The sequence below is a fragment of the Xanthomonas sp. LMG 12461 genome, assembly GCF_009192935.1.
Taxonomy (GTDB): Bacteria; Pseudomonadota; Gammaproteobacteria; order Xanthomonadales; family Xanthomonadaceae; genus Xanthomonas_A; species Xanthomonas_A sontii.
Map to the genome: position 1 here is coordinate 1 of NZ_NQYT01000030.1, position 10,890 is coordinate 10,890.

At 69.5% G+C, this 10,890-nt stretch carries 9 protein-coding genes; 6 read left to right on the top strand and 3 right to left on the bottom strand.

The genetic code is table 11. The features are described from left to right. The first annotated feature begins 220 nt into the window (after positions 1 to 220). Entirely contained in the window at positions 221 to 1,276 is a 1,056-nt protein-coding gene (gene cgtA, locus CEK68_RS08395) for an Obg family GTPase CgtA (protein WP_152236218.1), read from the top strand. Between the two features lie 121 nt (positions 1,277 to 1,397). On the opposite strand, the gene rpsT is transcribed toward cgtA, so the two are convergent. After that, on the bottom strand, positions 1,398 to 1,670 hold the full coding sequence (gene rpsT, locus CEK68_RS08400; protein WP_010341167.1) for a 30S ribosomal protein S20: 273 nt from the start codon (positions 1,668 to 1,670) through the stop codon (positions 1,398 to 1,400). Between the two features lie 116 nt (positions 1,671 to 1,786). On the opposite strand from rpsT, the gene murJ reads away from it, so the two are divergent. The 5 genes from murJ to ispH all read left to right on the top strand — a co-directional run bounded on the left by murJ (position 1,787) and on the right by ispH (position 9,123). After that, on the top strand, positions 1,787 to 3,379 hold the full coding sequence (gene murJ, locus CEK68_RS08405; protein WP_193314140.1) for a murein biosynthesis integral membrane protein MurJ: 1,593 nt from the start codon (positions 1,787 to 1,789) through the stop codon (positions 3,377 to 3,379). 286 nt (positions 3,380 to 3,665) lie between these two features. Continuing rightward, complete coding sequence (locus tag CEK68_RS08410; protein WP_152180458.1) at positions 3,666 to 4,664, top strand: bifunctional riboflavin kinase/FAD synthetase; 999 nt, start codon at positions 3,666 to 3,668, stop codon at positions 4,662 to 4,664. 6 nt (positions 4,665 to 4,670) lie between these two features. Beyond that, positions 4,671 to 7,502, top strand: coding sequence for an isoleucine--tRNA ligase (gene ileS / locus CEK68_RS08415; protein WP_152239129.1), 2,832 nt, complete (start codon positions 4,671 to 4,673; stop codon positions 7,500 to 7,502). A gap of 109 nt (positions 7,503 to 7,611) precedes the next feature. Next, entirely contained in the window at positions 7,612 to 8,115 is a 504-nt protein-coding gene (gene lspA / locus CEK68_RS08420) for a signal peptidase II (RefSeq protein WP_017907394.1), read from the top strand. A 57-nt stretch (positions 8,116 to 8,172) separates the two neighbouring features. Next, a complete protein-coding gene (gene ispH, locus CEK68_RS08425; protein WP_017907393.1) occupies positions 8,173 to 9,123 on the top strand; it encodes a 4-hydroxy-3-methylbut-2-enyl diphosphate reductase in 951 nt (316 codons plus the stop codon). A gap of 185 nt (positions 9,124 to 9,308) precedes the next feature. Here ispH and CEK68_RS08430 read toward each other — a convergent pair whose 3' ends face one another. Beyond that, positions 9,309 to 10,016 carry a hypothetical protein gene (locus CEK68_RS08430; RefSeq protein WP_152239130.1) on the bottom strand — a complete coding sequence of 236 codons (708 nt, stop codon included), beginning with the start codon at positions 10,014 to 10,016 and terminating at the stop codon, positions 9,309 to 9,311. Continuing rightward, the coding region (locus CEK68_RS08435; protein ID WP_152239131.1) for a hypothetical protein at positions 10,013 to 10,890 on the bottom strand (878 nt) is incomplete at its 5' end. The genes CEK68_RS08435 and CEK68_RS08430, both read right to left, overlap by 4 nt.

Consider the following 10,890-nt stretch of genomic DNA (forward strand, 5'->3'; position numbering starts at 1 on the left):
AAACCCGCTTCGGCGGGGTTTTTGTTTTGCGGCTGGGAATGGGGAGTGGGGAATCGGGAATGGGCAAAGGCGCCTCCCGTGAACTCGCCCTGTCCTGGTTGCGTCAGGCAATGCAGTGATGGATTTTGCCGATCTGTGGCTGCGACATAGAATCGTCGCCGCGGCGATGGCTCGCTTTTCCCATTCCCGATTCACCATTCCCCATTCCCGGTTGTTATCCATGAAACTCGTAGACGAAGCGGAAATCCAGGTCACGGCCGGCAATGGCGGCAATGGCTGCATCGGCTTTCGCCGCGAGAAGTTCATCCCGCTGGGTGGGCCCGACGGTGGCGATGGCGGCAACGGCGGCAGCGTGTGGCTGGTCGCCGACGAGAATCTCAATACCCTGGTCGACTTCCGCCACCAGCGCGCGTTCCGTGCGCAGCGCGGCGAGAACGGCATGGGCCGGCAGATGTACGGCAAGGCCGGCGAGGATCTGACCATCACCGTGCCGGTCGGCACTGTGGTGATCAACGTCGAGACCGACGAGGTCATCGGCGACCTGATCGCGCATGGCGACCGCCTGCTGGTCGCGCAGGGTGGCAAGGGCGGCCTGGGCAACATGCATTTCAAGAGTTCGGTGACCCGCGCGCCGCGCAAGGCGACGCCGGGCGAGGAGGGCGAGGAGCGCACGCTCAAGCTGGAGCTGAAGCTGCTGGCCGACGTCGGCCTGCTGGGCTTCCCCAATGCCGGCAAGAGCACCTTCATCCGTGCCGTGTCCGCGGCGACGCCGAAGGTCGCCGACTACCCGTTCACCACGCTGTATCCGAACCTGGGCGTGGTCAGCGTCGAGGCCTATCGCAGCTTCGTGATCGCCGACATTCCCGGGCTGATCGAGGGTGCCGCCGACGGCGCCGGCCTCGGTGCGCAGTTCCTGCGCCACCTGCAGCGCACCCGCCTGCTGCTGCACCTGGTGGATCTGGCGCCGATGGAAGGCGGCGTGGACGGCGTGTCGCCGACCGAGCAGGTGCGGGCGATCGAGCGCGAGCTGCAGAAGCACGACCCGGAGCTGCTGGCCAAGCCGCGCTGGCTGGTGCTGAACAAGGCCGACCTGATGTTCGAGGACGAGGCGCGGGCGCTGGCCGACCAGGTCGTCGCCGAGTTGGGCTGGACCCAACCCTGGTACCTGGTGTCGGCGCTGGGTCGCGAAGGCACCTGGCCGATCATGAAGGACGTGATGGCGTTCTTCGACCGCCAGCGCGAGGAGGCGCTGGAGGCGGCCGCCAATGCCTCCTGAGCGTCGCGCCGTCCCGCGGCGCGCGGGGCAGTGTGACGCGCACACGAAAAACCCGGCCGAGGCCGGGCTTTTTCGTGGTGCTGCCGGAAGCGTGGGCGCTTCCGGCGTCGACGGCAGCCGATCAGGCGGCGGTCTTGATCGCCTTGATGCGGGCGCTCAGGCGGCTCTTGTGACGGGCAGCCTTGTTCTTGTGGATCAGGCCACGCGAGCTGAAACGGTCGAGGATCGGCTGGGCGATGGCGAAAGCGGCTTCGGCGCCGGCTGCGTCGTTGGCGTCCAGGGCCTTGATGACCTTCTTGACGGCGGTGCGCAGCATCGAACGCTGAGCCGTGTTGCGCGCGTTGCGCACGACGGTCTGCTTGGCGCGCTTCTTGGCGGACTTGATATTGGCCACGGTGGTGGTTTCCTGGAAAGCTGTGTGGTGGATAAAAACAAGCGGGAGAGTATGAAGCGTCCGAATATTCGCGTCAAGTCAATTGTCAAGAGGGCTGCCGCATGAGCCAGCCGCGCATGCTCCGCGGGCTGCTGTCGTTTAGTAGCATGACCATGGTGTCGCGCCTGCTGGGCCTGGTGCGCGACCAGGCCATCAACTATTCCTTCGGCTCGAACGCCACCAGCGATGCGTTCTGGGTAGCGTTCCGCATTCCCAACTTCCTGCGCCGGCTGTTCGCCGAAGGCTCGTTCGCCACCGCGTTCGTGCCGGTGTTCACCGAGGTGAAGGAAACCCGCCCGCACGCCGACCTGCGCGCGCTGATGTCGCGGGTGTCCGGCACCCTGGGCGGAGTGTTGCTGCTGGTCACCGCGCTGGGGCTGATCTTCACCCCGCAGATGGCGATGCTGTTCAATCCTGGCTCGATCGACAATCCGGCCAAGTTCGGGCTGATCGTCGACCTGCTGCGGCTGACCTTCCCGTTCCTGCTGTTCGTGTCGCTGACCGCGCTGGCCGGCGGCGCGCTCAACAGCTTCCATCGCTTCGGCCTGCCGGCGCTGACCCCGGTGATCCTCAACCTGTGCATGATCGCCGGCGCATTGTGGCTGGCGCCGCGGCTGCAGGTGCCGATCCTGGCGATGGGCTGGGCGGTGCTGGTGGCCGGCGTGCTGCAGTTGCTGTTCCAGTTGCCGGCCCTGCGCGGCATCGACCTGCTGACCCTGCCGCGCTGGGGCTGGCAGCATCCGGACGTGCGCCGGGTGCTGACCCTGATGGTGCCGACCCTGTTCGGCTCCTCTATCGCGCAGATCAATTTGCTGCTGGACACGGTGATCGCCTCGTTCCTGTACGCCGGGTCGCAGAGCTGGCTGTCGCAGGCCGACCGCTTCCTGGAGCTGCCGCTGGGCGTATTCGGGGTGGCCCTGGGCACGGTGATCCTGCCGGCGCTGTCGCGGCACCACGTCAAAACCGATCGCGCCGGGTTCTCCAACGCGCTGGACTGGGGGCTGCGTACCACCTTGCTGATCGCGGTGCCGGCGACCCTGGGCTTGATGTTGCTGAGCCAGCCGCTGGTGGCGACCCTGTTCCAGTACGGCAAGTTCACCGCTTTCGACACGCGCATGGCGGCGATGTCGGTGTTCGGGCTGAGCTTCGGCCTGCCGGCGTTCGCCCTGCTCAAGGTGCTGTTGCCGGCGTTCTACTCGCGCCAGGACACGCGCACGCCGGTGCGCGCCGGCGTCGCCGCGCTGGTCGCCAACATGGCGCTGAACCTGTTGTTCCTGGCGATCCTGTACCAGTTGTGGGTGCCGGCGGAACTGCGCGCGCAGGGCGTGCGTGCGGCGCTGGCGGCGGTGCCGGGCCTGCACCTGGCGCTGGGCCTGGCCAGTGCGGTCGCCAGCTATCTCAACCTGTCGCTGCTGTGGCGCTGGCTGCGCCGCGACCAGGTCTACCAGCCCAAGCCGGGCTGGGGCGGTTACCTGCTGCGGCTGGGCCTTGCCTGTGCGCCCATGGTTGCGGTGCTGCTGCTGGGTCAGCATTGGCTGCCGGCGTTCACCGGCATGGACAAGTGGCACCGTATCGGCGGCCTGCTGCTGCTGGTCGGCGGCGGCGGCGCGGTGTACCTGCTGGCCTTGCTGGCGCTGGGGTTCCGGCCGCGGGATCTGCGCGAGCATTGAAGCCGGGGTTCGGGACCCGGGACCCGGGACCCGGGAGTGCTAAGCGCTTGCGATTGCATTGTGGGAGGGGCTTCAGCCCCGACGGGCCTTCCCGGGAAAGCCCGTCGGGACTGAAGTCCCTCCCACAGAAAAGTGATCACTTTGTTTTCGCCGGATCGCCTGGCGGCGGTCTGGCTCCGCACGCCGATGCTGCCGTCCCGAGCCCCGAGCCAAGCCCCCACCCGCTATACTCGACGGTTACGCATCATCGACCGGCGCTTCCTGCGCCGGCGCTTCGGACCGAGGAATGAGCAGGCTGTTTAGAGACGTCGAGGGCGGGACCCTGTTCCCGCAGGGAAGCGTGGTCTGCATCGGCGCCTTCGATGGCCTGCACCTGGGCCACCGCGCGCTGGTGCGGCAGGCGATCGCGCGCGCGCGCGAAGCGGGCGTGCCGGCGGTGGCGCTGAGCTTCGAGCCGCTGCCGCGCGAGTTCTTCGCCCCGGCCGCGCCGCCGCCGCGGCTGACCCTGGCCCGGGCCAAGGTGCAGGGCCTGCTCCAACTCGGCATCGACAGCGTCGGCCTGCTGCGCTTCGACCGGCGCATGGCCTCGATGAGCGCGGAGGACTTCGTGCAGCGCGTGCTGGTCGAGCGCCTGCGCGCGCGCGAGGTCTGGATCGGCCCGGCGTTCCGCTTCGGTCACAAGCGCGGCGGCGACATCGCGCTGCTGCGTGCGCTGGGCGCCCAGCATGGCTTTGCCGCCGACGAGATCGCGCCGGTGCACCTGCGCGAGGAGCGCATTTCCAGCACCCGCATCCGCGAGCTGCTGGTGGCTGGCGAGTTCGCCCATGCCGCCGAACTGCTCGGCCGCCCGTATGCGATCGGCGGCCGCGTGGTGCGCGGCAAGCAGCTCGGGCGCACGCTCGGCTATCCCACCGCCAACCTGCGGTTCGCCCGCACCCCGGCGCTGTCCGGCATCTACGCCACCTGGGTGCACGGGGTGGCGGCGCAGCCGTGGCCGTCGGTGTCCAGTTTCGGCACCCGCCCGACCGTGCAGGGCGTGGAGCCGCTGCTGGAAGCGCACCTGTTCGATTTCCAGGGCGACCTGTACGGTCGCCACATCGAGGTGGAGTTCGTCGCCAAGCTGCGCGACGAGGAAACCTTTGCCGATCTGCCGGCGCTGACCGCGCAGATGCACCGCGACGCCGCGCTGGCGCGGCAACTGCTCGCTGCGCCTGCTGGCGCGGGCCTGCCGCCCGTGTCCGCCGCCCCGCGCGCGGATCTCCCCCTGAAGACCACCGACCGGTAACTGCCCGTGACCCAGGACTACAAAGCCACCCTCCATCTGCCGGCGACCGAGTTCCCGATGCGCGGCGACCTGCCCAAGCGCGAACCGGACATCCTGGCGCGCTGGGAGAGCGAGGGCCTGTACACGCGGCTGCGCGACAACGCCCAGGGCCGGCCGCTGTTCGTGCTGCACGACGGCCCGCCCTACGCCAATGGCGCGATCCACCTCGGCCATGCGGTCAACAAGATCCTCAAGGACATCATCGTCAAGTCCAAGTACCTGTCCGGCTACGACGCGCCGTACATCCCGGGCTGGGACTGCCATGGCCTGCCGATCGAGATCGCGATCGAGAAGAAGTTCGGCAAGGTCGGAGTGAAGCTGGATGCGGTGGAGTTCCGGCAGAAGTGCCGCGAATACGCCAACGCGCAGATCGACATCCAGCGCCGCGACTTCAAGCGCCTGGGCGTGATCGGCGACTGGGACAACCCCTACCGCACGCTGGACTTCCATTTCGAGGCCAACGAGATCCGTGCGCTGGCGCGGATCGTCGAGAACGGCCACCTGACCCGCGGCGTGAAGCCGGTGCACTGGTGCTTCGACTGCGGCTCGGCGCTGGCCGAGGCCGAGATCGAGTACGCCGACAAGCAGTCGCCGACGGTGGACGTGGCCTACACGGCCCGCGACGGCGCGGCGCTGGCCGCCGCGTTCGGTGCGACCCTGCCGGACGGTGCCGAAGTGGCCGTGCCGATCTGGACCACCACGCCGTGGACGCTGCCGGCCTCGCTGGCGGTGTCGCTGGGGCCGGAGCTGGTCTATGCGCTGGTCGAAGGCCCGGCCCGCGACGGCCGCCGCCGCTGGCTGGTGCTGGCCGACGCGCTGGCCGAGCGCGCGCTGCAGCGCTACGGGGTGGATGAGGTGGTGGTGCACGGCCGCGTCGCCGGCGCGGCGCTGGAACACCAGGTGCTGGCGCACCCCTTCTACGACGAGCGCGACGTGCCGGTGATCATCGGCACCCACGTGTCCGACACCGACGGTACCGGCGCGGTGCACACCGCGCCCGGCCACGGCCAGGAGGACTACGTGGCGGTGAAGCCTTACGGCTTGCTGGAGCGCTACGGCGCTGCGCAGATCAACCCGGTCGATGCGCGCGGCGTGTACCTGCCGTCGACCCCCGCGGTCGATGGCATGGAGCTGGCCGGGCTGCACATCTGGAAGGCCAACGACGTCATCGCCGACCTGCTGGCCGCGCGCGGGCTGCTGCTGGCGCGTGCCAGCATGGTCCACAGCTATCCGCATTGCTGGCGGCACAAGACCCCGATCGCGTTCCGCGCCACCCCGCAGTGGTTCATCTCGATGGAGCAGGCCAACCTGCGCGCCGAGGCGCTGCAGGCCATCGAGGGCGTGCACTGGTACCCGGCCTGGGGCCAGGCGCGCATCGCCGGCATGGTCGCCGGGCGCCCGGACTGGACGATCTCGCGCCAGCGCACCTGGGGCGTGCCGATCGCGCTGTTCGTGCACCGCGAGACCGGCGAGCCGCATCCGCGCAGCACCGAACTGATGCGCCAGGTCGCCGACCGCGTCGAGGAGGGCGGGGTGGACGTGTGGTACGCGCTGGACGCCGCCGAGCTGCTCGGCGACGAAGCCGGCGACTACGAGAAGATCACCGACATCCTCGATGTCTGGTTCGACTCCGGCGTCACCCACGAGGCGGTGCTGACCGAGCGCGGCCTGCCCAAGCCGGCCGACCTGTACCTGGAAGGCTCCGACCAGCACCGCGGCTGGTTCCAGTCCTCGCTGCTGACCGGCGTGGCGCTGGACCACGCCGCGCCGTACCGGCAGTGCCTGACCCACGGCTTCACCGTGGACGAGCACGGCCGCAAGATGTCCAAGTCGCTGGGCAACGGCATCGAGCCGCAGGACATCATGAAGACGCTGGGCGCGGACATCCTGCGCCTGTGGATCGCCTCGGCCGACTACAGCAACGAGATGTCGCTGTCGCAGGAGATCCTCAAGCGCAATGCCGATGCCTACCGGCGCCTGCGCAACACCGCGCGCTTCCTGCTCGGCAACCTGCACGGCTTCAACCCGGCCTTGCACCTGCGGCCGCTGCCGGAACTGGTGGCGCTGGACCGCTGGATCGTGCACCGCGCCTACGAGGTGCAGGAGCAGATCAAGGCCGCCTACGCGCGCTACGACTTCGCCGCCATCGTGCAGGCGCTGCTGAACTTCTGCAGCGTGGACCTGGGGTCGCTGTACCTGGACGTGACTAAGGACCGGCTGTACACGATGGCCGAGGATTCGCTTGGCCGGCGTTCGGCGCAGACCGCGATGTTCCATGTGGCCGAGGCCTTCGTGCGCTGGATCGCGCCGATCCTGAGCTTCACCGCCGACGAACTGTGGGGTTACCTGCCGGGCGCGCACCTGGGCAACGTGCTGTTCGCGACCTGGTACGAAGGCCTGGCGCCATTGCCGGACGACGCGGCGCTGAGCGCGGCCGACTTCGAGCGGTTGCTGGCGCTGCGCGAGCAGGTGGCCAAGGTGCTGGAGCCGATGCGCGGCAACGGCGTGATCGGCGCTGCGCTCGAGGCGGAGATCACCGTCGCCGCCGACGCCGCCACCGCGGCGAAGTTGCAGCCGCTGCAGGAAGAGCTGCGCTTCCTGTTCATCAGCGGCGACGTTGTGGTGCGCGAGGCCAGCACCGACGAGATCTTCGTCAGCGCCCAGGCCACCGAGAAGCCCAAGTGCGTGCGCTGCTGGCACTACCGCGCCGACGTCGGCGCCGACCCGGCGCACCCGGAACTGTGCGGCCGCTGCGTCAGCAACATCGAAGGACCGGGCGAGGAGCGCCGCTGGTTCTGAGTGCCGTCCCCGGCCACGCGGCTTGCGCGTCGCCGGGGCCGGCGGCGACGCCGTGGCTGCGGCGCCGGCCATCCTTCCTTTCCTTCTTCGCCCAAGGCGGACTTCCCGCATGACCGCACGACCCAACCCCTCCGCCCTGATCTGGCTGCTGCTGTCGGCTGCGGTGATCGGCCTGGACCAGTGGAGCAAGGCCTGGGTGCTGTCCAGCCTGCCCGAGTTCACCGCGGTGCCGGTGATTCCCGGCTTCTGGAACTGGTACCGGACCTACAACACCGGCGCGGCATTCAGTTTCCTGAGCCAGGCCGGCGGCTGGCAGCTCTGGTTCTTCACCGCGCTGGCGGTGGGCATCAGTGCCCTGCTGGCCTGGTGGCTGGCGCGCACCCCGCGCGGCGAGTGGCGCAGCGCGCTGCCGTACGCGCTGGTGATCGGCGGGGCGATCGGCAACGTGATCGACCGGCTGATGCACGGCCACGTGGTCGATTTCATCCAGTGGTACGTGGGCGAGCACTACTGGCCCTCGTTCAACATCGCCGACTCGGCGATCGTCGCCGGCGCCATCGGCATCGCCCTGTTCGGCGTGTTCGACGGCAAGGCGAAGCGAAAAGCGGGATAATCGGTGCCACTCTCCCTGTCGAAGCGCCTGGCCCCCTGCGGCCGGCGGATCTAGCTAATGGATGTCCTGCTCGCCAACCCCCGTGGCTTCTGCGCCGGCGTCGATCGCGCGATCGAGATCGTCAAGCGCGCCATCGAAACCCTGGGCGCGCCGATCTACGTGCGCCACGAGGTGGTGCACAACCGCTTCGTGGTCGACGACCTCAAGCAGCGCGGCGCGATCTTCGTCGAGGAACTGGACGAGGTACCCGACGGCAACACGGTGATCTTCAGCGCCCACGGTGTGGCCCAGGCGGTGCGCCAGGAGGCCGAGCGGCGCGGGCTGAAGGTGTTCGACGCCACCTGCCCGCTGGTGACCAAGGTGCATTTCGAGGTGGCCCGGCACTGCCGCGCCGGCCGCGACGTGGTGCTGATCGGCCACGCCGGCCACCCGGAGGTGGAAGGCACAATGGGGCAGTGGGACCGCGAGTGCGGCACCGGGCGCATCTACCTGGTCGAGGACATCGAGCAGGTCGCCACGCTGGACGTGCAGCAGCCGGAGAACCTGGCCTACACCACCCAGACCACGCTGTCGGTGGACGACACCCGCGGCATCATCGAGGCGTTGCGTGCGCGCTACCCGGCGATGCAGGGCCCGAAGAACGACGATATCTGCTACGCCACCCAGAACCGCCAGGACGCGGTGCGCGACCTGGCCAAGGAGTGCGACCTGGTGCTGGTGGTCGGTTCGCCGAACAGCTCCAATTCCAACCGGCTCAGCGAGCTGGCGCGGCGCGACGGGGTGGAGTCCTACCTGATCGACGGCGCCGACGAGATCGATCCCGCCTGGATCGCCGGCAAGCGCCGCATCGGTCTGACCGCCGGCGCCTCGGCGCCGCAGGTGCTGGTGGACGGCGTGATCGCGCGGCTGCGCGAACTCGGCGCCGATGGCGTGTCGGAACTGGCGGGCGAACCGGAGTCGATGGTGTTCGCCCTGCCGAAGGAATTGCGGCTGCGTCTGGTCGACTGACGGTCGCGTTCGGTCGCGTGTTCGTACGCTGGATGGGCGTATCTGTCGCGGCGCGCGTAGGAGCGGCTGTCAGCCGCGACGGGCGATCCCGGTAAAGCCTGTCGCGGCTGATCCCCGAAAAGGGGACAAGAGCCGCTCCTGCGAGATGACGTGATGTGGTGCTGCCGCGTGGCAAGCGCCACGGCTTACTGGCGCTGCATGCCGCGCGGCCGTCCCTGTGCATCGAACTCGATGCCCACGCTGACGCGATCGCCTTGCACGCCGTCCGGCATCCAGCGCAGGCGGCCGCGCCGGCCGATCAGCACGTAGACGTGATCCACCTTCTCCGGCTCGGCCTGTAGCGCCTCGCCCTGTTCCTGCAAGGCCGTGGCCACCCGGTGGGCGCCCTCGAAATCGATGTCCTGCAGCGCGGCGGTGTCGGTGGCCGGTTTGAGGAACGGCCCGAACATGCGCGGATTCACTGGCGCATCCTTGTGCCAGGCCTCGTCGTGGAAGCTGTATTCGTCCACGTGGTCCGGCTGTGCGGGGTCCAGCAGTTCGAGTCCGATCCGGTTGTCGTAGAAATGCACGGCATGGAACACGCGCAGGTCGTGGCCCTGCAGGTCGGGCAGGTCCGCCAGCGCCTGCCGGGCCGCGCGCAGCCGCTGCGGGTCGAACAGCAGGTTGCCGCGTGGTGCCGGCGTCGGCGACGGTTCGGTGTCGGCAGCATGGGCAGTCGGGGTCGGCGCCGCCAGCGATTGCGGCTTGGAGGGGGACTGCAGGTCGGCCGCCGAGAGACGTGGTCCCGCCTGCAGGGTGGCGCGGATGGTGTCCCAGGCGCCGCCGGCGAAGGCGAGGCCGCCGAGCAGCAGCACCACGCCGGCGAAGACCACGGGGGTGGGTGGCGTCTTCATGGCAGCTCCAGGTCGGCGCGGGCGGGGTGTTGCGGGTCGTACAGCACCGACACCGTGTCGCGCGGCAGTTGTCCGACGTCGAGCAGCGACACGAACCGCCGCATCGTCGCCTCGTTCGGGTTGCCTGACGCGTCCTCGAACGCCACGCGGAATTCCACCTGCGGCTGCTCGTTGAGGGTGGTGCCGGTCTGGCGCACGTCCAGCACCCGCGCCCGCGCGCGCAAGCCGCGGTACTTCAGGGTCTCGTCGGTGGCGTTGTGGCGGATCACGCGCAGGATCACGCGCAGCGCCAGCACGTAGCCGTTGAGCACCAGCGCGCTCATCAGCAGCGGGTGGTTGAAGGACAGGAAGGTCCAGCCCAGCCCGCGGTTCTGCAGGCGCCAGGCCAGCACGTAGGCCGCGCCGACCAGGACCACCAGCAGCACGGCGCCGGCCGCGCGTCGCCACAGGCTGGCGCGGTCCAGGGCCGGCTCGGCGTCCTCCAATACCAGGTTCGGCGCGGCGCCCGGCGCGGTGCTCAGCCGCAGCGGCACGGTGCGCCCGCTCTCGAAGCGGCGTTGCGCCGGCTTGCGGTCCACGATCAACACGGTGTCGCGGATGGATGTGCCGGACAGGTTGTCGAAGGCCAGGGTCAGCGACAGCTGCGGCCATCCCTTGACCTCGACCCCGGTCGGGGCGGCGCGTTCGATCAGTGCCTCGCGGCGCACGCCGTGGGCGAGCAGGTGGCGCACGCGGTGCAGGGCGCGCCCGGGCATGAGCAGCAGCGTGTCCAGGTACGCGTAGAGCAGGTGCAGCCACAGGCCCAGAGACAGCGCCAGCAGGGTCAGCGCCCATGCGGGTGTGCTGGGCTGGGCCAGCACACCCGCATGGGCGC